This is a genomic window from Idiomarina sp. PL1-037 (assembly GCF_034422975.1).
Lineage (GTDB): Bacteria > Pseudomonadota > Gammaproteobacteria > Enterobacterales > Alteromonadaceae > Idiomarina.
Genome location: NZ_CP139873.1, coordinates 1,776,860 through 1,801,213, shown reverse-complemented (window position 1 = coordinate 1,801,213; position 24,354 = coordinate 1,776,860). Strand labels below are relative to the sequence as shown.

Annotated in this window: 19 protein-coding genes; 7 read left to right on the top strand and 12 right to left on the bottom strand. The window is 46.6% G+C overall.

Translation table 11 applies throughout. The features are described 5' to 3' along the window. Positions 1-13: 13 nt before the first annotated feature. The 3 genes from U0358_RS08415 to U0358_RS08405 form a co-directional block, all read right to left on the bottom strand. Positions 14-3,094 carry an efflux RND transporter permease subunit gene (locus tag U0358_RS08415; RefSeq protein WP_322406004.1) on the bottom strand — a complete coding sequence of 1,027 codons (3,081 nt, stop codon included), beginning with the start codon at positions 3,092-3,094 and terminating at the stop codon, positions 14-16. Continuing rightward, positions 3,094-4,212 (bottom strand): efflux RND transporter periplasmic adaptor subunit, encoded by a 1,119-nt coding sequence (locus U0358_RS08410; RefSeq protein ID WP_322406003.1) that lies wholly within the window; start codon positions 4,210-4,212, stop codon positions 3,094-3,096. Before U0358_RS08410 ends, U0358_RS08415 begins: the two co-directional genes overlap by 1 nt. Positions 4,213-4,279: 67 nt before the next feature. Then, positions 4,280-4,732: a GbsR/MarR family transcriptional regulator gene (locus U0358_RS08405; protein WP_322406002.1), complete on the bottom strand. Its 453-nt coding sequence runs from the start codon at positions 4,730-4,732 to the stop codon at positions 4,280-4,282. A gap of 263 nt (positions 4,733-4,995) precedes the next feature. Between U0358_RS08405 and U0358_RS08400 the strand changes: the two genes are divergently transcribed. From U0358_RS08400 to U0358_RS08390, 3 genes are all read left to right on the top strand, one after another. After that, positions 4,996-5,310, top strand: coding sequence for a hypothetical protein (locus tag U0358_RS08400; protein ID WP_322406001.1), 315 nt, complete (start codon positions 4,996-4,998; stop codon positions 5,308-5,310). Positions 5,311-5,477: 167 nt separating this feature from the next. Then, positions 5,478-5,879 carry a GFA family protein gene (locus U0358_RS08395; protein ID WP_317498670.1) on the top strand — a complete coding sequence of 134 codons (402 nt, stop codon included), beginning with the start codon at positions 5,478-5,480 and terminating at the stop codon, positions 5,877-5,879. Positions 5,880-6,116: 237 nt separating this feature from the next. Further along, on the top strand, positions 6,117-8,003 hold the full coding sequence (locus U0358_RS08390) for a diguanylate cyclase domain-containing protein (protein WP_322406000.1): 1,887 nt from the start codon (positions 6,117-6,119) through the stop codon (positions 8,001-8,003). A 38-nt stretch (positions 8,004-8,041) separates the two neighbouring features. On the opposite strand, the gene U0358_RS08385 is transcribed toward U0358_RS08390, so the two are convergent. The 9 genes from U0358_RS08385 to U0358_RS08345 form a co-directional block, all read right to left on the bottom strand. After that, positions 8,042-8,767 carry a hypothetical protein gene (locus U0358_RS08385; RefSeq protein ID WP_317498672.1) on the bottom strand — a complete coding sequence of 242 codons (726 nt, stop codon included), beginning with the start codon at positions 8,765-8,767 and terminating at the stop codon, positions 8,042-8,044. A gap of 46 nt (positions 8,768-8,813) precedes the next feature. Further along, a complete protein-coding gene (locus tag U0358_RS08380; protein ID WP_322405999.1) occupies positions 8,814-10,631 on the bottom strand; it encodes an alkaline phosphatase family protein in 1,818 nt (605 codons plus the stop codon). 23 nt (positions 10,632-10,654) lie between these two features. Then, complete coding sequence (locus U0358_RS08375) at positions 10,655-12,247, bottom strand: alkaline phosphatase (RefSeq protein ID WP_317498674.1); 1,593 nt, start codon at positions 12,245-12,247, stop codon at positions 10,655-10,657. Between the two features lie 190 nt (positions 12,248-12,437). Beyond that, positions 12,438-13,055: an ABC-type transport auxiliary lipoprotein family protein gene (locus U0358_RS08370; RefSeq protein ID WP_322405997.1), complete on the bottom strand. Its 618-nt coding sequence runs from the start codon at positions 13,053-13,055 to the stop codon at positions 12,438-12,440. Continuing rightward, positions 13,052-13,990: an MlaD family protein gene (locus U0358_RS08365; RefSeq protein WP_322405995.1), complete on the bottom strand. Its 939-nt coding sequence runs from the start codon at positions 13,988-13,990 to the stop codon at positions 13,052-13,054. Before U0358_RS08365 ends, U0358_RS08370 begins: the two co-directional genes overlap by 4 nt. After that, positions 13,980-14,765 (bottom strand): ABC transporter ATP-binding protein, encoded by a 786-nt coding sequence (locus U0358_RS08360; protein ID WP_317498677.1) that lies wholly within the window; start codon positions 14,763-14,765, stop codon positions 13,980-13,982. The genes U0358_RS08365 and U0358_RS08360 overlap by 11 nt, the downstream gene beginning before the upstream one ends. Further along, positions 14,762-15,877: an MlaE family ABC transporter permease gene (locus tag U0358_RS08355; protein ID WP_317498678.1), complete on the bottom strand. Its 1,116-nt coding sequence runs from the start codon at positions 15,875-15,877 to the stop codon at positions 14,762-14,764. The genes U0358_RS08360 and U0358_RS08355 overlap by 4 nt, the downstream gene beginning before the upstream one ends. Positions 15,878-15,948: 71 nt before the next feature. Then, positions 15,949-16,566 carry a TetR/AcrR family transcriptional regulator gene (locus U0358_RS08350; RefSeq protein ID WP_317498679.1) on the bottom strand — a complete coding sequence of 206 codons (618 nt, stop codon included), beginning with the start codon at positions 16,564-16,566 and terminating at the stop codon, positions 15,949-15,951. Between the two features lie 48 nt (positions 16,567-16,614). After that, positions 16,615-18,603, bottom strand: a complete 1,989-nt coding sequence (locus tag U0358_RS08345; RefSeq protein WP_322405993.1) for an oleate hydratase — start codon at positions 18,601-18,603, stop codon at positions 16,615-16,617. A 221-nt stretch (positions 18,604-18,824) separates the two neighbouring features. On the opposite strand from U0358_RS08345, the gene U0358_RS08340 reads away from it, so the two are divergent. From U0358_RS08340 to U0358_RS08325, 4 genes are all read left to right on the top strand, one after another. After that, positions 18,825-19,844, top strand: coding sequence for a zinc-dependent alcohol dehydrogenase family protein (locus U0358_RS08340; RefSeq protein ID WP_322405991.1), 1,020 nt, complete (start codon positions 18,825-18,827; stop codon positions 19,842-19,844). A gap of 174 nt (positions 19,845-20,018) precedes the next feature. Continuing rightward, positions 20,019-21,440, top strand: a complete 1,422-nt coding sequence (locus U0358_RS08335; RefSeq protein ID WP_322405989.1) for an aminotransferase-like domain-containing protein — start codon at positions 20,019-20,021, stop codon at positions 21,438-21,440. 87 nt (positions 21,441-21,527) lie between these two features. Further along, entirely contained in the window at positions 21,528-22,886 is a 1,359-nt protein-coding gene (ccoG, locus tag U0358_RS08330) for a cytochrome c oxidase accessory protein CcoG (protein ID WP_322405987.1), read from the top strand. Between the two features lie 76 nt (positions 22,887-22,962). Continuing rightward, positions 22,963-24,351: a cytochrome ubiquinol oxidase subunit I gene (locus tag U0358_RS08325; RefSeq protein WP_322405985.1), complete on the top strand. Its 1,389-nt coding sequence runs from the start codon at positions 22,963-22,965 to the stop codon at positions 24,349-24,351. Positions 24,352-24,354: the final 3 nt, after the last annotated feature.

Genomic DNA, 24,354 nt, shown 5'->3' with positions numbered 1-24,354 from the left:
AGTGAAGCCAAGTTTAATTGGCTTTCTCCCTTCTTTGGCCGTCCCAGGCAAGCATTGCCGGAGTTAATAGAAGCGTAATAAACGTCGCAACTAGCAGTCCGCCAACCAGTGCTGTAGATAACTGGATCCAGTATTGTCCTGAAGGCGCCCCAATAAAAATATCCCGCTCAAAAAAGTCGACGGTTAACCCCAACACCATAGGTAACAATCCGACTATCGTCGTTGTCGCGGTGAGAAGTACCGGACTTAAACGTTGCATTGCTGCTTTTACCGCAGCTTCCATCGGAGATAATCCATCCGAGCGGTACTCGTTATATGCGTCAATTAGAACGATATTATTATTCACTACAATACCCGCCAGAGCCATAATGCCGATTCCGCTCATTACTACAGAAAAGGGCTCTTGCCGCACGAGTAATGCAAGCAGCACGCCAGCTAAAGAGAATACAATGGCGGATAGCACTAAAGCACTCTGGAAGAAGCTATTCAACTGTAATAGTAGGACGAACAGCATTAAGAAAATGGCTAAGGCAAATGCCAGTAATAAAAAGCTCATGGCTTCATTCTGGTCGTCAAGCTCTCCGGTAAAATCAAATTCCACACCTTTGGCAAAATCACTCTTCTTGATCTTCTGTCGCAACGTTTCCGTTGCTTCGCCAACAGTCACTCCAGGAACAAGACCTGATTCAATTGTTTGTACGTTGCGTGAATTCACACGAGTGATAATAGTTGGGCTTAAACTGGGCGATAACTGGACAAAATTTTCTATTGGCATGAGACCTCTGCTCGCTGGAATGCGTAAATTAGCAAGGTCTGCCATTGAGCGTTCTTCCCAGGGATAGCGTATACGAATATCGACTTGCTCTGGTGCCGACTCAGGCAGATAAGTGCCAACTAAGACACCATCGGTCAATAGACGCGCTAAGGTACCTAAGGTCGCGACATCGACGCCATACTCAGCAGCTTTTTCACGGTCCACATCAATTTTTATCTGTGGCTTAGGGGTCGCCATGTCACTGGACGTATCAATAAAATCATCTGATTCTTTCATTATCTCGAGCAACTTACCCACGGCTTCAGGCAATAAGCTCCGATCTTTCGCTGACACTTCTATAGAGACGGGACGAGCAGAGGACGGACCGCTTTGTTGTTTTTCAATCTTTAGTGCTATCCCGGGTAAGTTGTCTGTTTTAGCGCGAATACGCTGTATGATTTTTGCGGCAGAATCGCGCTCCTGCCAATCCAGCAAATCAATTTGTAGCGTACCAATAATTTCAGAGTCCAGGTTGGCTTTTAGCCTTTCCTCAACTGACCCGATGGTACGAGAATAAATGCGTTCAATGCCCGCGACCGGCTCAACGGCCTTATCGACGAGCTTAACCAGATTATCAGCTTCACTTACTGATAAATTACCATCGGCTTGAACTTGTATTTGTATACGATCGGCCTCGATGTCAGGGAAAAAGTTTACGCCTTGCCCGAGCTTGCTGTAGAGGAAAAATGAAAGTAATAAGACAAACAGGCTGACCAGCAAAGCAAGTAACGGCTTACCCACCATATAGCTAACCAAAGACTGCAGTTTTGAGCCTTTGTCTGCTGCTTTTTCTGATTGTGAGGTCACTGATACTTTGCTTTTTACTGAGGACCCAATTATCGGAACGAAAACCAATGCCATGAGTAAAGACATGAGCAGTGTTATGATAACAGTGGCGGGCAGATAAAACATAAATTGCCCGGCCATACCAGGCCAAAAGAGCAGTGGTATAAATACGGCGAGGGTGGTCATTGTCGACGCAATAATAGGCCACGCCATGCGTTGGGAAGCTGCCAGGTAGGCTTGTAATCGGTCTTGTCCTTGTCGACGATAGCGCTCCGCAAGGTCGACCACGACAATGGCACCATCCACTAACATACCAATGACTAAAATGAGTGCGAACAGCACCACGATGTTCAGTGTAATACCCAGCAGTTGCAGCGTTAGAATGCCGCCAAGAAATGAGCCTGGAATCGCAAGAGCAACGAGCAGGGAAGCTTTGACGCCCAAAGCCACCACGACAGTTAGTATGACGAGAATAATGGCGAGTATGACATTGTTTTCAAGGTCGCCCAGAAATTGCTTAACATCGTCGGCCTGGTTTTGCATATAAGCGACATTAACGGTTGCAGGCCAGTCGGTGCGCTCCTGTTCGACCATTTGGGTTACACGATCGACAACGTCAATCACATTAGCGCTGCTCAGTTTTTTAATATCAAGTGCTATCGACGGTTGACCATCAATACGGGCGTAACTGACGGGATCTTTAAAGGTGCGTCGAACTTCAGCGACATCGCTTACCCGTACGACATTATTGGGCGTAGTTTTTATCGGCATCTCGAGTACATCGACAATGTTCTCAATGGTGCCAGGGATGGCGACGCTAATGCGTCCTGCTCCGGTATCCATTGCACCCGCGGTAACCAGAAGGTTGTTATTACTAATAGCCTGCGACACCTCCGCTAATGAAATGTTGTAAGACTGCATAGCTAATGGTTCAATGATGATCTCTAACAGATCTTCACGATCACCGGACATATCGACTTCGAGTACGCCATTAAGCGTTTCAAGTTTATCCTCTAAGTTACGTGCCAGTTGGATTAAGTCCCGTTCGGGAATATTGCCTGAGAGCGCGACCGTTAAAATGGGGAATAACGACAGATCAACTTCTTGCACCGTGGGCTGCTCAGCATCGGATGGTAAATCTTGCTCTGCTTTTTCAGTTTCATCTTTGACATCACGCAATGCTTTTTCATTGTCGAAGCCTGCGGCAAACTCCAGTTGCAACATGGCAAAGCCTTCACCGGCTTGAGCGGTTAAAGTATCTAAACCGTCGATGCTTTGTAATTTTCGCTCAAGCGGCTCGACCAATAAGCGTGCGCTGTCTTCGGTTGAAATGCCGGGGTAGCTTACGGTGACGGTGAATACCGGAATGTCGATTTCGGGTGCTGCTTCTTTGGGAATTGTGGCGTAGGCGATGCTGCCCATTATAAACAACACAGCGAGTAACAGTATCGCTGCGCGATTGCGTGAGAAAGCGGCGGCAATAAAGGCTTTCATTATAATTCCTCGCCTTTGTCATAATCAGCAGGTACGGGTTTGGGGGTAACTTTTTGACCGGCGGTCAACGAACTATGGCTAATGATGACTAAACGCGTTTCGTCATCCAGCCCGCTGACCCATAAGGCATTAACGTCTGCCCGCTCCACAGTAACTGGAGAAAAACGTGTTTCGTTATTGTCATTAATGGTTAAAACACCCATGCGGCCAGCGGCATCTATTTTGATTTGGGCCGCAGAAATTTTGTGTGCTTTAACGTTGTTGGTTTCAATAGTGACTTCGGCACTCATACCGGAAGGGATAGGGTCGTTCTGGTTTGGGATGGTTATTTCAACGCGAAATGTCCGGGTCTGCGGATCGGCAATAGGAGCGATAAAGCTGACCTGTCCCTGACGATCAGTACCACCGATAAGTTTGACCGTCGCGGGCATGTTGAGTTTGAGCCTGTGAATTTGACTTTGTTGTACGTTAATAATGGCGATTAACGGATCGTTATCGATAAGCTCTAGTACTTGGTTGCCGGCTGACACATAAGCACCTTGCTCAATAAAGCGTTGATTGATAACGCCGCTGACCGGTGCTGTCAATTCAGTATTTTCAATATCGAAGGTAATACGGCGAAGCTGTGCTCGTGCTGCTTCTAGTTGTGCTTCCAACGCCTGGAGTTGAGACTGGGACGACAAATTTTGTTCGATGAGCTTTTTCGTCGCATTGAAGTCGCTTTGTGCTTTTGTTACTTGAGCTTCTGCCTGAGTGCGTTGAACTTCGCGATCATCAATAGAAAGTTTTGCAATGACATCACCTTGGTTAACCTCAGCACCGCTGTCGGCAATCATCTCGAGCATGCCGTCAGTACGTGCTCGAATATTAAGTTGCTGATTTGGTCTAATTTCGCCGTTTAGTGTCAACTCGCGAGCCACAAGCTGGGCTTGACTATTTCTTACTGCAACTGACGGTAAATTGCTCTTAGTTGCGTTTGTCTTTTCGGTATCGCCTCTGAAGATGAAACCACTGGCTATCCACAAGAAAACCAAGGTTACGATGGCAATAAATACGGCTGTAGAGCTACTGATTCGGCCTTGCTGCTTGTGCAGTGAGCCACGTGATGATGAGGTCATTGATGTTGCACCTAAATTATTTAAATGTTTTCGTCAAACGTCAATTTTTCTGACTATTGAGCATGGCTTAGCGTTCGGATTTCAACTCCAACAGCAACTTTTTCACGCTTTCATCGTAGAGTGTATTAAACCTTTCCAGCTCAGTAATTTTCTCCTGAGCTTTAGAATTCTTAATACTTGCTTTGGCTTCCGTTATTATCTTTTTCGCTTCTTCATGCTGTTTTATCTTTAATTCCAGCAGCGAATCATAAGGGTTGGTACGCATTACAAAATGGTTTTGGCGCTTACCAGGCAGCGCTCTGCGTTCGACCAGCTGGAGCATTTCCAAAAAGCGAATATTGGTGCTGACACTTCCTTTACTTATTTCAAGTAAGCTCATGAGATCGGCTGTATTTAGTGGGGCATCAGATATGATAAGAGCCGCAATTATTTGCCCGGCAATGCGAGAAAGACCATAGCCCTGAGTGTGCATGCCCATATCGGTAATAAACTGTAATTCTGCTTCGGTGAGCTTATTCATAGTAAAAACTTGTTAATTTGGATAATTTAAGGCTAAGCTGTTTAGCCTGTTCAGTCAAGACTGAACAGGCTAAATAAACTTTTCCAGAGATATGAGAGTGATGATTAACCTTTTTTTAGTATTTTCAATTCTTAACCTAACGTTGTTCGTGATACCTATGAATTAGGTTCAAAATGCACGCGCACGGCATAAAAGTTTTAGACTTCAGGCAGTCAGTTTATGAGCTTAATTAGAATTTAGAGCGGGTATAACAGGAGAAAAATATGATTAAAAGAGGACTTATATTGTCGGCAGCTATTGCCGTCTTGTCAGGCTGTAACGATCAAAGCGTTCCGATTGATCAAGAAAGCTTATGTGAAGTGAGGGATTGGCAAAAAGACGTTACTGCCGCTTCATGTAAAGCAGGTCAGAAGGTTGTCTTCCTTCCTGGTTCTTTCGGAAATGAGCAATTACCCGTTATTTTTGCAGCAGTTAATTGTGATCACCGCTTCAACATTGCCCTTACAAAAGGTGGTGTTTCATGTATTTATTCTCCACTCAAAGCAGAGGATCAAGAAACGACTGAAGGTAAGGACTGACAAAGCCACCTCAAGGGCATTGTTTAATCTGCTGAGGTTTGAGGTGGCTAAGCTTTTGTGCTCCAAGCACAGTCCTATAACCAATGTCCATTAAGGAGGCGCTAATGCGCGCGCACAATATAAAAATGTAATGTTCGCGCGGTCTCCAGGCAATAGAGGAAAACTTGATGACTGATTATTCTGGTTCTTGCCTGTGTGGCAATGCGAAATTTGAAGTGCAAGGGAAGTTCGATGGCTTTTACCTGTGTCATTGTCAGCATTGCCAAAAGGATACCGGGTCTGCTCATGCGGCGAATCTATTTTCGAAATCAGCCAAGTTGACTTGGTTGGCGGGCTCAAATTCTGTGACAACCTTCACGCTTCCAGGTACTCGTCACAAGAAAAGTTTTTGTAAGTTCTGCGGTTCCGCATTGCCAATCATTCATGAGGCGGGGTTGCTCGCCATTCCCGCCGGGTGTTTGGATACGGAAGTCTCTATGGCACCAACAGCTCACATCTTTACATCTAGCAAAGCTGTTTGGGATAAAGGTTTAGGTGATGTGCCGGAATTCGGTCGGCTGCCAAAGTGAGCAGCAGTGGGCATCTTTCAACGTTAGTCAGTCAAAAATAGCCATTATAAACTATTAACAAGGACGACTTGTAAATGTACTTCATAAATATAAAAGCGCTAAAGTAGCAGCATAAATCGGGTCAGTACCAGAACCCTCACGTTGAATTTGGTTTTGATTATTGTTGTTTAGCTTGTTTTGATAATAGCATTTGTTCAAAATGCTTGTTAGATTTACAGAAAACAATGGCCTAGCATTTTGGAAAGACGACAGGATAATCGCCGACTGCACCGGCGGGAGAAGCTAACAACAGCGCTGCTGGTAAAAATCAGTATTTGGGCTATTTCTATTGTGATTATTGCTTCGGCTATTACTTTCCTAACCACCTATAGCAACGACAGAGAACGGGTTATAACCGTTTTAAAACGAGATTTAGCACCTACCCTTGAACGTAACCAAGCTTTATTTAACCGTATTGAGAGTAACGCCGATATTTTAACGGAAGAATTTCTTAATCAATACGAGATAGCACGAGCTACTGAAGGTTTGACTCACCAATTTGATGAGTGGTACGAAGAGACCTCGCCCGGAGTAGTACGATTAAAACCTGAGTTTTACCGCGGGATTACAACTTACTCTCGATACTTTGAAAACCTTAGTGCCTTTTTAGGGCCCCGGGAGAAGCCAATAAACGATGAGTTTAAAATACGTGTGTTGGCGGCCCAGCATGCTTTAAATGAACTCGGGCCGGCGTGGCAAAAAGACGTATCTAATACCCACTTCTCTATGCCTGAGAACGCATTGTTAATTTATTCAGTTGATTCTCCATGGGGACTTTTGGCCGACAAAGATTTGGTGATCACTGACTTTTCGGTGGTTAAATCAACGCTGCAAAGCGAAAACCCAGATCGTGCTCCTAACTGGACGGGGCTTTATTATGATATTTCGGCTGATGTATGGACAATTACCTATCAAAAGCCCATTGATTTAAACGGGCAGCATTTAGCAACTGCCAGCTTTGATGTCGCATTAAGTAGTTTATTGAGTGACTTAACGGAGAAAAAGCGACCTGAATCAGAGCACATCGTTTTAAATACGAAAGGCGATTTAATTGCCGCTTCAAATCTGACGCAAGAGGCTATTGTCGAGCGCTCAACGCTCACGTCTGAAACTTATGCGGAGCCTTTATACCAGCAGTTAAGTCATTTGGTCACAAGGGAAAACTGGACGAGTCAGTCCTTTATTTTAGAGAACGAGATAGAGGGACAACTGCTTATTGTCGATAAAATAGCTGGCCCGAATTGGTGGCACATAACCGCCTACCCATTGAGTGAAATTCGTAAACAAGCGGTAGACCTTCCAATTAGATTGGTAGCGGCGGGTGTCGGCTTAGTCATACTTATTCTGTTGATGACGTACTGGCTTATTCAAAGAGAAATCAGTAAACCATTGCACGAAGTAGCAACAGTAGCGTCATTAATGGGGCAGCGTAATTACCAGGAAGCTTTATCTCACAGAGCAGCATCTATAAAAGCCCGGGGTGAAGTTAAACAAGCGCTGGATGCATTTAAAACTATGGCGGCTCGGTTTATTTCGGCTCAAACGGAACTGGAGCAACAAGTTGAGTCACGCACAGCAGAGCTGGCTGAGGCGAATAAGCAATTGGACGCGCTGGCGCATATGGATGGTTTAACCGGGCTATTTAATCGTCGAGCTTTTGACAAGGATTTGAGTGCCGCTATCGAGTCAGGGAAGTCCTACTATTTAATGATGGCCGACATTGACGAATTTAAACCATACAACGACAACTACGGGCATGAGGCGGGTGACCGTGCTTTGAAAAGAATTGCTGACTGCCTAAGAGACAAAACACTACTAAAAGTTTACCGCTATGGAGGCGAAGAGTTCGCAATAATTATCCCAGCAGCTGAACCCATTGAGCAGAAGTTGAATGAATTGCGTGAGGCCATAGTTGAACTAGCGATTACGCATGAGTACAAACAAGCGAAGCCGCCTGTATTAACCTTAAGTATGGGGGCTGCGCCCCTTAAAGCCAAGCAAGCGGCGGCCGGTACAATTCGACGGGCAGACCGGCAGTTATACAAAGCGAAAAGTGCCGGCCGGAACTGCGTTTGTGTGGAATAGCTCGTCTGGTATTGGCATTACACCTTTAACTTGCATAATTAATGGGTGTGCTCGCTTTTAATAGCACGCCCTTTGGTATCGTAAAAGCCACTGGCGCCTTGCTCGATAAAGCCCTGAGTCACCATGTTCGTTAAAAATGGGTCAGTATGATCGTCACCAATATCAGCATAGTCGGTCGCTTTATAATTGTCTCTTCGCTCAAAAAATGCAGCCACTTTGTCGGAGTCTTTCGTTAGACTTTGTTGCTGCCAGACTATGCTGTTGCCTTGGTTATCTTTTCGCTGAAAGCGAAGTGGCAGCTTGTAAGCCGGAAGCCACTCAAGTACCAATTCGTTTCCATTTAGCGTTTTTTTATAAGTGACCACTTTCATGCAGCCAGAGTCACGTTCATCCACTTTGTTCATCGAATCGATAAGCTGGTTAGAAACCAACTGGTTTCTATAGGACCAATCCGTTTCTCGTTTTCCATGAACGAGCTCATTAGGCTGGTATTCGATAGCACGTTTGTGTTCGTCAAAATAACGAGTTGGCTTTAGCATGCCTTGGCGCACAAATTGCCACATCTCTGTGATTTGTGTCTGCGCGTATTGATGAGCCACATGTTCGGGTTTTCGCCACACTGTCATTTTCGTATGCTGCTCATTACCTGCTTGGGTTGAGTGCTTAATATCGTAATCAGCAGTTAACCAGAGAGCATCGCAACTCTGGGCTGAAACTTGAGTACTGGTAATGGCAATAATCAAAATTGAAAGTATTTTCCACATTGCATTATCCTCTTGGAAAGGCGGCTGTAGAGCCGCCGTGAAGGGGTTAGTTTAAGCGGTTTTCTGCTTGTTCAGCTAAGTCACTTGCATAGTTCATAATATGAAAGATAATGCTTTGTTCATTGGTGCCGTTTACCATAAAAGCGGCAGGACCTTTTGCATAAATCCCAACGTCTTCACCCGAGTGGGTTTCAGAAGATAGGGGAACCAGGGCTTCCTGGTGGTATCCTGGTTGAGTTGTATCGATACTATTTAGGTCCTTACGCCCTGCGCTTATAGGCATTCCGTAGCTTGCATCAGAGTTTGTTTCGCTGCCTAAGTCCATAAAGCCACGACCGTTTGTATAACCTAGCGTAGTGTATGGCATTCCATCTGCAGCTTCAGCCGGAGCATCAGCGCCTACATTTACAACTTTGCCTAGTATAGGGTTGCCGCGTTTAGGATATCCGGCAATTGTAAAAACATGCCCGTGATCCGCTGTAACAATAATGAGCGTATCGTCATCATTGGTCATTTCGTCGGCTTTAGCTATTGCCCGGGCAAATTCTATGGTGTCATTAAGAGCGCCATAAGCATTCCCGGCGTGATGAGCATGATCGATTCGTCCAGATTCTACGCTAAGAAAGAAACCTCTTGGATTCTTATTTAGTACGGCTATCGCTTTTTCTGTCATTTCTGTCAGTGACGGCTCACCGGCAATATCGTTGCTGCGGTCAGCTTCATATTGCATATGCGACTCGTTGAATAGCGCAAACACACGTTCCGTTGAGTCTGTTATGCTGTCAAAACCGATGCTATCGTAAATGTAGATGCCAGTAGGATATTGCGTTTGCCACTCTGTGGTTAAGTCGCGGCCATCGGTACGGTCACCCTCAACACTGCTGGCAGCGTCCGGACTGTTAAAAGCTGGATCTTTAGGTAAGAAGTGTCGACGCCCGCCACCCATAACAACCTCAATGCCGTCTACATCAAGACCGCTGAAGCGACTTTCCAAATTAGCCTCAAAGTTAACTAATTGCTCCGCAATATCCTTACAGCCTGAGTTAATGGCTTCTTGTGGCATGTCGGAAATATCTTCCCAGTTGCGATCAGCCGACTTTGCGAAGGTAGCTGCTGGCGTAGCGTGAGTGATTCTGGCGGTGGATATAATACCCGTCGACTTACCCGCAATTTCGGCTAACTCTAAAGCCGTAACCAGCTCATTGCCTTGTGCCGTTGAGCAGTCACCGCGTTGAACGGTTTCGTCAACTCCAATAACACCAACGTCTGTTTTGACGCCGCTCATCATTGCTGTCATTGTGCCGGCAGAGTCAGGTGTTTGTGCGTCCACATTGTAGGTTTTGGAAAGTCCGGAGAAAGGGAAGTGGTCGAAGCTGAGCTCGTTTTCTTCACCCATTAAGCCTCTGCGTTGACCATCCAGTATGCGTGCAGCGGTAACTGTTGAAACTCCCATTCCGTCGCCTACAAACAGAATTACATTTTTTGCCTGTCCGCGAGCCTCTTTAACGGTAGCTTCCAGCCACGCTTCTTTATTTTGTTCCGATACCTGCTGAGCTTGGACATACCAGCTGTTATTAAGGTTATTCAATATTTCTCCGCTATTAATAGCCGTATTACCGGGCTCGCAAACGTAATTTGTGCTCTGAATTTCACTGTCGTCCAATTTGTTATTGCCATTTGTATCTTGCCCAGAGTCGATACGAACGCCACCGTTAGGACAATTTTCATTGCTGGTCATTAAAGTTGTTTGTTTGGTCAGACCGTTAATAGCATCGGTACCATTAACACCGTCATCTCCTTCGAGATCGCAAGCGGCTAGACTGATGACGCTAAGGGTGATTAAACTGAGTTTAAAGAGTTTCATTCTTTGCTCCATTTCGCTTCAGATTACTCGTCGAGAAGTCCGAGTGCTTGGTTAATGATATGAAAAACAACGCTTTGTTCTACTACGCCCTGTACCAGTTGGCTTCCTGGTCCTGTCGCGTGCAGTGTTATATCCTCGCCCGAGTGGGTCTCTGAACTAAGCGGTATCAACGCTTCCTGATGATAGCCGGCAGAGGTGGTATCAATACCCGTTAAGTCTTTGCGACCGGTATCAATATCCATTGTGTAAGCAACATCGGAATTGGTTTCTGTTGCTAAATTCATAAAGCCTCGACCGTTGGTGTAACCTAAAGTGGTATATGGCATGCCGTCAGCTGCTTCGGCTGGCTCTTCAGACCCAACGTTAACAACTTTACCTAAAATGGGATTACCACGTTTAGGGTAGCCAGCTATTGTAAATACGTGTCCGTGGTCAGCCGTTACCAGTATCAGTGTCTCCTCGGGATCAGTATTTTCATAGGCTGACTTGATTGCTGCTTCAAACGCCAGAGTATCGGTTAGAGCCCCTGCAGCATTCCCTGCGTGATGGGCGTGGTCAATACGGCCTGACTCCACCATCAAAAAGAAGCCTTTATTATTTTTTTTCAGTATATTGAGTGCGGTCTCGGTCATTTGCTCAATTGACGGTTCGCCTGCTATGTCGTTATCGCGATCTGCCTCGTATTGCATATGAGATTCGTTGAAAAGCCCGAATAACTTGTTTGTACTAGCAGTGTCGAGGCTGTCAAAGCCTGCTTGATCATAAACGTAGACGCCATCTGCGTATCGTTCTTGCCATTCAGAGGTTAAGTCCCTGCTATCGGTCCGATCACCCTCAACTGCGCTGCCTGCGTCAGGGCTGTTAAACGACTCATCTTTTGGGAGAAAGTGACGTCTGCCGCCACCTAAGACAACTTCAATACCATCAACATCTATTCCGGTGTAACGTTGTTCGAGGTAAGTTTCGAAATTGACAAGCTGATCGGCAATATCTTTACACCCCTGATTAATAGCTGACTCAGGCATGTCAGATATATCTTCCCAGTTACGATCTGCAGATTTCGCATAAGTTGCGGCAGGTGTTGCGTGTGTAATTCGGGCCGTAGAGACAATGCCGGTCGATAACCCTTTAATTTCTGCAAGCTCTAGTGCTGTTGCTACTTCATTACCTTTAGAGGTGGAGCATTCACCGCGTTGGACTTGCTCATTGACGCCAATAACGCCGACGTCCGTTTTTAAGCCTGACATCATAGCCGTCATAGTGCCGGCAGAGTCAGGAGTTTGAGCGTCGACGTTATAAGTTTTGACTAGCGCTGTTCTAGGAAAACGTTCAAATGCCAAAAATTCTTCTTCACCTGGCTGTCCGTTAAGTTGACCTTTTAGTATGCGGGCTGACGTCAGCGTAGAAATGCCCATGCCGTCACCGACAAATACAATAACGTTTTTGGCTTTAAACTGGTTATTAGTTACTTCTTTTTCAGACAGGCGGGTTTGTGCTTCAGTATACCAGGCATTGTCTTTCTGATAGTTAGGTATGACTTGAATTTGTTGCGCTACCGCCGTCATTGAAAGACTGACGGCAATAGCCGCAGAAACTGCTTTCCATCGTGTATTCATTTAGGTTCCCCAATCGTTAAAAGAGTTACTTCAATTCGGCGTAATTAAGATAGGGGGAGAGTGTTAAAGCTTTGTATACTTTATATGAATACACGGTGCTGTTTTTATGACAGCGGAGAAACTACTTTCGGTTAGCGCCTGCGTGCCAGGCACACGGGCGCTATGCTTTCGAAGTTTTTAATTCGCGAACCTAATCCGTTTTCGGTTTAAGAGACATATAGACCCACTCAGACAGCGCGGTGTTTATGTTATCCATGGCTTTGCCCAGAGCCGCGGTGGCGTCTTGCATTGAAGAGCCGGTTACTGAAGTTTGCTCTGCTAATAATGTACTTGCTAAAACTTCTTGATCAGATTGGCTAATCAGACTGACATGCAAGATTACATGAGCTTTCTCACCTGCTTCGGAGTCTTCTATTTGAAAAGCACGCAGATTGCTGTGAATAAGATAATCAGCAGACAAGTCTATTTCCGTACTTACTACTTGCGAAAACAAGTCGGTACTTTGCAGGGTTTGCATCATACTTTGCTGTACCAGGGTTGGTGCTCGATCGGCCCAGCGAGCTCCGGCGTAGTATCGTTGGATTTGGCCATTACTGAATTCACTAATCCGCGAGGTATTGAGCGAACTTAGCGTGTTTGGTTCTGCGACACTTAGCGTCGTGTTCAGTCTTGGTTCTGATATCGTTTTTAGAGAACCGCTAATTGGTAAATGATAGATTTGAATTTTCTCGGCTTCGGGTAGCACCGAACATGCTGCTAATGAGGTAATTATCAGGCTTAGCATGATTTGCCTCAGGTACAGTTTCATTTCTCAACCTCCTCGACTTGTCCACGCCTCAGCAGAAATGACCCAGGCTCTTCTTCTAGTTGCTCCGCAATGCGCTTAATAACACGTAAGGTTCGTTGCAGCTCTTGCGCCGCTGGACCGACTTCTCTCAATCCACGAACACTTTCTTCTAACGACTCTTCATTCTCATTCATGATACGTGTCAGATCTTTGCTTCCTTTTTTCATTGCCCGGAGCGTATTCTGCAGTTCTATAAAGGTTTCGTCGCCGTGCCTGCTAAGCAATTTCTGGCCTTGTTCAGCAAAGCGTGTCAATGCGGCCATGCTCTTGCGCGACTCATCAATGGTCTGGTGCAAGCCTTCAGCAATGCCCTGTAAATCATCTTCTCGATCGGCCATTGCGGAGGTGAGTGACTCTACATTACGTAAGGTTTTTGCTACGCGCTGAGTATTTTCATCAGAGAACATACTATTGATGTTCTGGACAAACAGATTCACATTTTGGAGCAGACTTTCGCTGTTAGCGAACAATTGGTTAAGTGCAGAGCGTTCAGCCACAATTACCGCGGGATCACTTTCAGTACCATTTAACCGAGGGCTCTCTGGTGAGCCGCCGTATAGGCGAATAAGTGCATTACCGGTTATATTGGCTAGTCCCAGGCGCGCTCCTGTGTCATCTTTAATGGGAGTATCCGAGTTGACCCGAATGCGTACATGCACCACTCTTGGATCGTTAGGATCCAAGCGCAAATTAACCACGTCGCCGACTTTAATACCGCTGTATTCCACTGCACTACCGGGATTCAAACCGCTAACTTCGTCGTTAAAAATAACTTTATAGTAGGCATAATCACTATCGATACTGGTTTTCCCCAGCCATAGGACAACACTGATAAAAGCCGCGCTTATAATCAGCACAAAGCTGCCGATTAACACATGATGTGCTTTAGTTTCCATGTTCTGGCCTCGTTTGTTGATTACTCACAGCTCTACCTCGCGGACCATGAAAGTAAGCTTGTACCCAACTATCCTGATGAGCGGCGACCCTATCGAGGGTATCCACTACCAGTACTTTTTTCTGTGATAATACCGCCACCCGATCACTAACTTGATAAATACTGTCCAAATCGTGAGTGACTAAAAATACAGTCAACCCAAGCGCTTGTTGCAGGGTCTTTAACAGCGAATCAAATTCACCGGCTCCAATAGGGTCAAGCCCAGCTGTAGGTTCGTCTAAAAATAAAATGTCCGGGTCCAGGGCAAGTGCGCGGGCTAAAGCAACTCGCTTTATCATACCACCGGATAAAGATTGCGGCATGGTTTCCGCTGTTTGCGCATCCAGTCCTACCAATGCAAGTTTTAAAGAGGCGATATCACCGGCGTCATTGGCGTTCATTCCTAAGTGTTCACGCAAGGGCAGTGCGATATTTTCACGTACATTTAGTGACGAGAAGAGTGCACCTTTTTGGAAAAGCACGCCTGTATTTCTATCGACCCGTTGACGCTCGGCAGTGGAGAGCTTCAATACATCCTTGCCATTAATTTCAATGCTGCCTGCAGCCGGTTGGGTTAGCCCCAAAATGCTGCGCATTAATACTGATTTTCCCGAGCCAGAGCCGCCGACCACGGTCAGCACCTCGCCACGATAGACATCGAGATCAAGCCCCTCGTGTACCACATGTTGGCCAAACTGATTACGCAGGTTGCGCACGGCTATAGCTATGTCACTCACCAGTTAATCTCCATAAAGAAAAGCGCAAACAGAGCGTCGAGCAAAATTACCATAAAGATTGACTGCACTACACTCGACGTGGTGTGCTCCCCAACTGACTGAGCGCTGCCACTGACTTTAAAGCCTTCGTTACAGCCAATAATCGCAATCACAAAGGCAAACACCGGGGCTTTTATCATTCCTACCCAGAAGTGATTTATTCCGGTATCGCGTTCAAATATATGGAGGAAAAGCGCTGGTGAAATATCCAATGTCAGAGCGGAAATGACCATCCCTCCGCCAATACCCGACGCCATTGCAACAAGGGTCAAAGCCGGCAAACTGACAAGCATAGCAAGCACTCGCGGTAACACGAGAATTTCAAGCGGATTCAGGCCTTGTGCACGAAGGGCATCAATTTCCTCGTTAGATTTCATTGAACCAAGCTGAGCGGTAAAAGCACTGGCTGTTCTCCCGGCAAGCATAATTGCGGCAAGCAATACAGCAAATTCGCGCAAAAAGGAAAAACCAACCAGGTTGATGGTATATATACTGGCGCCGAAGTCGCTGAGTACGGTTGCACCTAAAAAAGCAACTACCGCACCGACCAAAAAGGTCAACAGCGCTACAATCGGCAAAGCGTTTAAGCCAGTTTCTTCTAGCTGGGCCACAAAAGCTGTTACTCGCCAACGTGACGGACGACCCATCACTTGAGCCGCACTTTGCAGGGTGGCACCCATAAATCCGAGTAAGTCGCGCTGGTTGCGATAGAGATTTGAGCTGAACATGCCTATCCGTTCGAGCATTTGGACAAAGCCGTTACTTTTGGCCGGCAACGGCGGCTCCTGATTACTGCAGGCATTAATGACTGTATCAATAAGATTGTTTTGTTGCTCAGTTAAGGGCAATTGGCGTAACTTGTGTTCACCTAAGGCGCGATACAATAACTGTACACCTGCAGTATCGAGTTTTTTCATCGAATCAACATTGCAAGTTACTGATTTCGGTACGTCCCCCAGGTTAGCCAGCTGTTTTTTTAGGTCAATGTAATGGGCAACTGTCCAGTCTCCCCCTAGGGTTAAATAACCGCAACCTTCAGCCTTGTTAAAATGAATATAGCCGTTTTCCTGCATGCTTAACGTTCAACCTTTGTATTAAAATTAAGCTGAGCTAACTCAGGCGCATTTTAATATTGTAAACCGTTTTACGTACTCGGTGTAACGATCATGTTACGTAAAAAAGAGAGAAACACCTGATCTCGGGGTAAGGCGTCTTTAACCGATCCTTGTAATGCTAACCCGGACCAAAGCGCGTAAAGCCCTCTGGCTAAATCAAAAGTGGGAATAGCTGCAACTAAGTTGTGGCGATTAATCAGATTCTCCAGTAGGGTAGTGAATTGTTTTAAACTCGCCATTTTAACTTTTTCACTACGTGCAGCGAAATTCGGGTCGCGTCGAGAGTGGAGTTGTAACTCAACGGAGAGAAGCGACCAGCTCGGATCAAGTGCTAACTCTGATAAACGACACGCTAGCCAATCTAATGTCTCATCGATATCCTCGCTATCTGGTTTAGATACGAGTTCTTGCATGAGGGAAACTTCCTGTTGAATATGGCTTTCGATAACGGCAAGTAAGAGTTCGTCTTTGCTCGTAAAGTTCGAGTAAAACGCTCCCTGAGAAAACCCCGCACGTGCACAGAGGTTTCGCAGCGATGCCGAGACCACTCCTCCTTCTGCGAACATCTGATTTGCGGCGTCAATTAAGCGAAAACGAGTTTGCTCTTGTTGTTCGCGCCGAGTCAGCCTTCGGGCTGTGTGTGTCATTTTTAAATCCTCAGGCGGTGCGTCGAAGACGCACCGCTATGGCTCGGTTTACTTGTGCTTGCTTGAGAAACTGTCACGAACCTTTGTAATCCAAGATCCAATTCCTTTGACAGCCTCGCTTCCTTTACTCAAAAGATCTCCAACTTCCTGTGCCAGCATCTCGTGTTTAGAGCGTTCAGAATCTGGTAAAGGAGGCAGGATATGAGCAAAATAAGTTTTATCCAATAGCCAGTGTAACAGACGTTCACCCATAAAGGGATGACCACTATTCAAAGCCCTTGCCCCTTTTATCATGTTTCGGATGTCGTATTGTGTTGGGCTAATGTCCGGTACTTGCTTAGGAATGTTGAGCAGCTTATACACTCCAATCCGTGCAGTACGAACGGAGGTTTCCATAGTAAAAATAATGTCGTTTCTGGTCTCAACGAACTGCCCGACTAGTCCCAGGTTGGTGCATCCTTCAGGCACTGGCTGAGGTCGGTCTCCTGCTGCACGTTTCATAAATTGAGAGGTGATATAGGGCATGAGGGCGGTGCGGACTTTTGTTCTGGCCGCAACTGCTTCCAGTTCGTCTTCTATGCCGAGATGGTGACAGAGTTCCGCGAGAATTTCTTTACCTGTGCATTGCGGCATCGGTTTTTTGACCAAATTTCCGTCCTTGTCCATCAGCAGGCCATAAACCCAAACCACTAATGTATCTTCAGGTTGGTCCGGGAAGTGTGGCTGACGGTTGATGGTTACGCTCAAGAACCAATTAGAGTCGGTAAAGGTGATGATCCCACCTGTCACTGTTCGGCCTGAGTAAGGATCATTGACCGAAAGCTCTGTCAATTTATCCACCAGAGGAGAGGATTTACAGGTTAGCGTTGCGGACTCCCACATTGATTGATCAACGTCACCGTAAAATTTCTCTGGTTTACCAAATACGGGGGCTTTTTCGGCAAGATTTTTCCAGAGACTCCAACCGCTGTTCTCGCCTGGATCATGACGGTCTACTTTCAAATCAGGTACAGTATTCATGTCACCATAGGCGGTGTTTTCTGTCATTGACCCGGTGAGTGCAAAAACCAGGTCGCCATCTGCCACGTCAATGCGTTGCTCTTCATCAGCTACGACACAACGTATACCCGTAACCGTTTTCTGGCCGTTAGATTCTGTCATATCCAGGTCATACACGCGGGTATCCAGCTGAAATTTTACGCCTTTATCGCGTAGCATATTAGCTAACGGCTTAATGAAAGTATCGAACTGGTTGTATTTCGGGAAGACAAGAACCGACATGTCACCAAACCCGTCAATGGAATCGAGGAAACGATGCATGTAGAGTTTAGTCTCTAATAAACTATGACAGTTTTTAAAGGCAAACATACTGCGGAAAAGCGACCAAAAATTGCTTTCAAGAAAGCCTGTGCTGAAGTATTCCTCAATGGTGATATCATCGAGCTCTTCTTTGCGTTTAAGGAGCAGTCGTATCATTTCCCGTTGTTCGGATTTCGAGAGACCAAAGTCGGTGAAATCCATGATCTCTCCGCAATTGCGCATTAACCGGGCTTTCGAGTAATTTGGGTCGTTGTCGTTAACCATTCGGTATTCATCGAGGACTGAATATCCTTCAGGCAATTCAACCGCGGGTACGTCCTGAAACATATCCCACAGAGTGTCGTAGTTCCAGTTCATTTCACGGCCGCCACGAACGATATACCCGTCTTCCGGGTTACCAGAACCGTCCATGGAGCCACCTTCGACCGCCATTTCTTCCAGAATAGTGATGTTTTCTGGCGGCATATGGGCATCGCGGATTAAGTAAAAAGCAGCGGCCAGACCACCAATACCACCACCAATGATATAGGCTTTTCGTTTTTCCACGCCCGGGGTAGGTAAGGGGCGATGTCTTGCATAGGGGCCGATGAAATCATGCGGTGGTAACGTATTTTGTGGTTGATGATGCCAGTAGCCGGAAGTTGCGTCGGGTTCGTGCTCGAATCCTTCGGGCGCAGTTTTTCTGATATCGAAGCCTGGAATATTTGAGTTTGCCATGAGCTATATCCTTCTTTTGTAAAGATTTTAGACTGAATGTCTAAACACCTTGAATTTAAGAGTAGCTTATGATTTTCAGATATCAATTGATATCTGAATTTCGACTGATATTTAAGATTGGCTTGTCGTAGATCAATATTGTGCAAGTTCAGTGTATTTGATCCGATCCCCCTCATAAGAACTACAATTGAACACACACTCTAGTTAAAGGAACTAGCAACATGACTAAGAAGATGAAAGCGCTACGACTCAAAAAGCCGTTTGGGCTGGATAATATCCAGGTAACCGAAATGGAAGACCCCGGCCAGCCTGGTCCGGGAGAAATTCGCGTAAAGGTTAAGGCCAGCTCTCTTAACTTCCATGATTACGGCGTAGCGTCTGGTTTTATCCCAACGGAAGACGGACGCATTCCAATGTCTGATGGCGCCGGTGTTGTTGAAGCCGTTGGCGAAGGCGTGGAAGAATTCGCGGTAGGGGACAACGTTGTTTCTACCTTTTTCCCTTACTGGCAAAGTGGGCCGGCACCAGTGGGCGACTTCCACAACACGCCGGGCGATGGTATTGATGGTTACGCTCGCGAAGTTGTGGTGCGTCCTGCTCAGTTCTTTACTCATCAACCTAAAAACTACAGCCATACTGAATCGGCAACGCTGACGACTGCAGGTTTAACAGCCTGGCGCGCTCTGGTCGTGGACGGTGGCATTAAACCGGGCAATACGGTGCTCGTGCTCGGCAGTGGTGGCGTATCAGTATTTGCCTGCCAGTTAGCGAAAAGCCTGGGGGCGACGGTATTTGCCACATCCTCTTCTAACGACAAACTCCAACAGTATAAAGAGCTTGGAGCGGATCATCTGATTAACTACAAGGAAGACCCTGAATGGGGCAAAACGGTTGGTAAATTAACTGGCGGCCGTGGCGTAGACCATGTGATTGAAGTGGGTGGCCCGGGCACCTTGCCACAGTCTATTAATGCGGTCGCGATAGCGGGGCACATTGCGTTAATTGGTGTTCTAACCGGAAGTGAAGGTGAGGTTCCAACCGCTAAACTAATGGCTAAGCAGGCACGACTACAGGGGTTAATTGTTGGCAGCTGCGACAATCAGAAAGACTTTGTGCGTGCTCTAGAAGCTAACGGTGTGAAGCCGGTAATTGATAAAGCCTTTGCTCTGGAAGAATTAGCGGATGCGTTCCGTTATGAAGAGTCCGGCAAGCACTTCGGTAAAATTTGCATAGAGTTTTAAATCATTCTTGGGTGTTCAATATTCACCCAACAGTCTCTGATAGAAAGCCCGAGACGTTCTAAAGCAAAAAATGCATGACTCTTTCTGCTTTGATTTTTCTGTAACGGGCTTTATATAACAGTTAAGAAAATAATCTGTTATTATTTAGCTCGTTCGGTTCATCAGAGTATTTTCATGAAAAAGTATGAGCTACTGGCAAATCAGTTAAGGCTTCAAATTGAGCAAGGCATATGGTTGCCCGGTGAAAAACTGCCTTCTTTAAGGAGACAGGCGGAGCAGTCCGGTTATAGTCTAATGACGGTTTTGCATGCTTATCAAATGCTCGAGTCTCAGGGCATTCTGGCGGCTCGGGAGCGCTCAGGCTACAGCGTTTCTGCCTCGGTAAAATCTCCTCAAAATCAGTCACATTCTATTCAGCCAACTGAAGCGGTTAGTGTGAACGACTTTGTATTTGAAGTGCTGCAGGCATCTCGTAACGTTCATACGTTGAGTTTAGGTTTTGCGTATCCTGATCCTTCCTTGTCTCCGCGCTATCAACTGAATAAAGCAGTTGCGTCAGCAGCAAAACAGTCGTCTTTAATGACTGCGCTGGATAACCTGCCACCCGGTAATGAAGAGCTGCGGCATCTAATTGCTAAGCGTTACGCGGCGCGAGGTATGAATATTTCGCCCGATGAAATTGTAATAACCGCAGGGGCACTGGAGGCGCTGAGTTTGAGTCTTCAGGCCGCTACTGAACCAGGCGACTGGGTGGTGATTGAAGCTCCGGCCTTTTATGGTGCGATGCAGACCTTAGAGCGGCTTGGTCTTAAAGCTATTTCTGTGGCGGTTGATCCTGAACATGGGCTCGATATGTCATCTCTGGAGCGGGCGTTTCAGAGCTATGATGTTAAAGCCTGCTGGTTAATGTCGAATTTTCAGAATCCGATTGGCTATTCGCTTAGCAATGAAAAGAAGCAGCAGGTGGCGCAACTGCTGGAAAAGTACAACGTCGTGTTAATTGAGGACGATGTGTACAGCGAGTTGTATGAAGGAGACACGGCACCGCTGGCAGTAAAACAATTTGATAACAGCAATAACGTCATGCTGTGTTCGTCATTTTCTAAATCGCTTGTAGCCGGGTTTCGTATTGGCTGGGTGGCAGCCGGTAACCGCGCACTGGAAGTACAAAAACGTCAACTAATGAGCACCTTAGCGACCAGTGCGCCTATTCAGTTATCCTTAGTGGAATATCTGTCGACAAAAAACTACGAGAGGCACCTTAAAGAATTACGCAAAACGCTGGCTTCCCGAAAACGTAAAATGCACGAGTTTTTGCAGCAACAGCTAAGCGACATTGCCAAAATCTATAACCATAGTGGCGGTTATTTTTTGTGGTTGGAGTTTGACGCCAGCGTCGATACCACGTTGTTGTACCGCGAAGCTCTGGATAAAAATATTACGCTGGCTCCGGGCAAACTGTTCGCGTTGCAGGATGAGTTTAATCATTGCTTGCGGGTGAATGCTTCGTTTGAGCTAACCGACGCCAACAAACAGCTGTTGCAACAGCTTTGTCAGCACCTGAGGGAGCACATTGCTCGCCGTTCTGCTGACTGATCTAGCTTTTTAACTCTTTTCTGTATCTACCCCCGAAAACTCCAGTAATTAGAATTCCTCTGTGTTGTTCATTGCGGAGTAATTACGGTGAGTGTCAAGCAAATTTCAAAAAAGGATGTCATTTTCCAGACTGGCGTGCCAGATGGGAAAATTTATATAAAAGAGGAAACCGGTAAATATCAGCGAAACCGCCGTTACCTGAACGTTTTCCTAATGCTTCTTTTCATTGCCATTCCATTTATTCAATACAATGGACAACAGGCCATTTTGTTCGACGTAGCACAGCAAACTCTCCGGTTTTTCTCCATTAAGTTGTTTCCGCAAGACCTCATCATATTTAGCCTGATATTTATCCTTGCTGCCTTCGCTTTGTTTTTTGTGACGGTTCGTTATGGCCGGGTGTGGTGCGGCTTTACCTGTCCGCAGACAGTCTGGATGCTAATGTTTAACTGGATTGAGCGGCGTATTGAAGGAACTGCGAACCAGAGTAAAGCGTTAGATAAAGCGTCTCTGAGCGTTGAGAAAATCGCTAAAAAAGGTGTTAAGCATTTAATCTGGGCGGCCGTTGCTTTGCTGACGGCGTTAACTTTTATGTCCTACTTTACTCCCGTAAAAGAACTTTATTCTGGCTTTTTTACTCTTTCAAGTTCTGGTCTTATTTATGGCTGGGTTCTTGTTCTGGCTGCCTGCACATACGGCAATGCGGGTTGGTTGCGTGAAAAAATGTGTCAGCACATGTGCCCCTACGCCCGTTTTCAATCTGCAATGTTTGATTCCGGTACCAAACTCGTGACTTACGACGCTACCCGTGGTGAAGACAGAGGGCCGAGGAAAAGAGGCAGTGCTCCTTCGGAGCTGGGTGATTGCGTCGATTGTAAACTCTGCGTGCAAGTTTGCCCGGCAGGTATCGATATTCGCAACGGCTTGCAATATGAGTGCATTAACTGCGGTTTGTGTGTGGATGCCTGCAATAGAGTGATGGATAACTTTGGCTATGAAAGGGAACTCATTGGCTTTCGTAGTGAGAAAGAGTCTGCACGCAATGGCGGCGGTCAATGGTTATACGGCGTGGTGTCTGCACTCATCATTACCGGGATCATCGTCTGGATGCTGACATGGCAGAGTTTTGAAGTAGGCGTGATAAGAGACCGTCAGGCTTTGTATCGAATTAATAACCAGGGCTTGGTTGAAAACGCTTACACCGTCACCTTGCTGAATAAATCCAGTTACGTAAAAAACTTCGATGTGACGGCTTCCGGGCTGGAAGGCGCTCAACTTTCAGATATTGGACCTTTTGCTGTAGGTCCTGGAGAGAAGCGAAGTGTTGTACTGACATTAACGACGGAAGAGGAGCCTGAGGCCACAATCTCACATTTTGATTTCGTCATTGAGTCTCGGGAGTCTGAAGAAACCGTTGTTCACGAAACCATGTTTTATTCAGGTTAATAATTATGAGATCTGCCTCTTATTTTTGTCTTTAAAGACAGAAAGTTAGAACAAGCAGTAGTTAAGAGAGGTCGCTATGTTCGAATACTTTGATGCACTGTTTTTAGCGCGCTTTCAGTTTGCGTTCACTATCGCGTTTCACATTATATTTCCTTCGTTTACTATCGGGGTAGCCAGTTTTCTGGCTGTTCTGGAAGGGTTGTACCTCAAAACCCGTAACCCGGTGTACCAGCAGCTCTTCCGTTACTGGGTGAAGATCTTCGCTGTGGCCTTTGGTATGGGCGTGGTCTCCGGCATTGTGATGGGTTATCAGATTGGTACCAACTGGTCGGTATTTTCCGATAAAGCCGGCCCGGTTATCGGCCCGCTAATGGGTTACGAAGTGCTGACGGCCTTTTTTCTTGAAGCTGGTTTTCTTGGCATTATGTTATTTGGCATGAATAAGGTCGGCGAGAAGCTGCACTTCTTTGCCACCCTGATGGTGGCGGTGGGCACGGCTATTTCAGCCTTCTGGATCTTATCAGCAAACAGCTGGATGCAGACGCCCGCTGGTTACATCATGAATGACGTCGGTCAGTTTGCTGCGAAGGACTGGTTTGAGGTGGTGTTTAACCCGTCCTTCCCTTATCGGCTGGCGCACATGCTGCTGGCAGCCTACCTGACCGTGGCCTTTGTAGTCGGTGCGGTGGGTGCCTGGCATTTGCTGAAAGACAAAACCAACGCCGCAGCCCGTAAAATGTTCTCCATGGCCATGTGGATGGCACTCATTGTGGCTCCGCTGCAGGTTCTTGTCGGAGACTTCCACGGACTGAATACGCAGGAGCATCAACCGGCGAAAGTGGCGGCAATGGAAGGGCACTTCCATACCGAAGCCCGGGCACCGCTGTATTTATTCGGGATGCCGAACCAGGAAACTGCGGAAGTAGACTACGCCCTGAAAGTGCCCGGTCTTGCCAGCATTATTCTTAAGCACGACATAGACGCAGAAGTAACCGGTCTTGACCAGTTCCCGCGGGAAGACTGGCCGCCGGTGGCTACCGTATTCTGGGCCTTCCGGATAATGGTCGGCGTGGGCATTCTGATGGTGCTTGCCGGACTCTGGTCAGGCTTCCAGCGCCTGCGCGGCAAACTGTACGACAATAAAACCTTGCTGCGCTTCAGTCTATTCATGGGACCCATGGGCTTTGTGGCGGTCATTGCCGGCTGGATAGTCACCGAAGTGGGGCGTCAGCCCTGGGTGGTCTATGGCCTGCTGCGCACCGCCGATGCGGCCTCGCCCATTGATAAAGCTGGTGTGGCAGGCAGCCTGATAGCCTTTATTGTGGTGTACTTCCTCGTTTTTGGTGCGGGCACCTTCTACATTCTGCGCAAAATGGCGGGGAACCCTGAACAGGTCACCATTCCTGACTACGCGAAGCATAAGCCGACCATGGCCGCTGAGCGCATCTACGATGAGGAGGTGTAAGCT

Coding starts and splice junctions, on each gene's coding strand:
- U0358_RS08380 (WP_322405999.1), bottom strand. CDS start 10,631: ATGAAACTCTTTAAACTCAGTTTAATCACCCTTAGCGTCATCAGTCTA.
- U0358_RS08415 (WP_322406004.1), bottom strand. CDS start 3,094: ATGAAAGCCTTTATTGCCGCCGCTTTCTCACGCAATCGCGCAGCGATA.
- U0358_RS08325 (WP_322405985.1), top strand. CDS start 22,963: ATGTTCGAATACTTTGATGCACTGTTTTTAGCGCGCTTTCAGTTTGCG.
- U0358_RS08370 (WP_322405997.1), bottom strand. CDS start 13,055: ATGAAACTGTACCTGAGGCAAATCATGCTAAGCCTGATAATTACCTCA.
- U0358_RS08350 (WP_317498679.1), bottom strand. CDS start 16,566: ATGACACACACAGCCCGAAGGCTGACTCGGCGCGAACAACAAGAGCAA.
- U0358_RS08395 (WP_317498670.1), top strand. CDS start 5,478: ATGACTGATTATTCTGGTTCTTGCCTGTGTGGCAATGCGAAATTTGAA.
- U0358_RS08365 (WP_322405995.1), bottom strand. CDS start 13,990: ATGGAAACTAAAGCACATCATGTGTTAATCGGCAGCTTTGTGCTGATT.
- U0358_RS08340 (WP_322405991.1), top strand. CDS start 18,825: ATGACTAAGAAGATGAAAGCGCTACGACTCAAAAAGCCGTTTGGGCTG.
- U0358_RS08385 (WP_317498672.1), bottom strand. CDS start 8,767: ATGTGGAAAATACTTTCAATTTTGATTATTGCCATTACCAGTACTCAA.
- U0358_RS08410 (WP_322406003.1), bottom strand. CDS start 4,212: ATGACCTCATCATCACGTGGCTCACTGCACAAGCAGCAAGGCCGAATC.
- U0358_RS08355 (WP_317498678.1), bottom strand. CDS start 15,877: ATGCAGGAAAACGGCTATATTCATTTTAACAAGGCTGAAGGTTGCGGT.
- U0358_RS08375 (WP_317498674.1), bottom strand. CDS start 12,247: ATGAATACACGATGGAAAGCAGTTTCTGCGGCTATTGCCGTCAGTCTT.
- U0358_RS08335 (WP_322405989.1), top strand. CDS start 20,019: ATGAAAAAGTATGAGCTACTGGCAAATCAGTTAAGGCTTCAAATTGAG.
- U0358_RS08400 (WP_322406001.1), top strand. CDS start 4,996: ATGATTAAAAGAGGACTTATATTGTCGGCAGCTATTGCCGTCTTGTCA.
- U0358_RS08345 (WP_322405993.1), bottom strand. CDS start 18,603: ATGGCAAACTCAAATATTCCAGGCTTCGATATCAGAAAAACTGCGCCC.
- U0358_RS08405 (WP_322406002.1), bottom strand. CDS start 4,732: ATGAATAAGCTCACCGAAGCAGAATTACAGTTTATTACCGATATGGGC.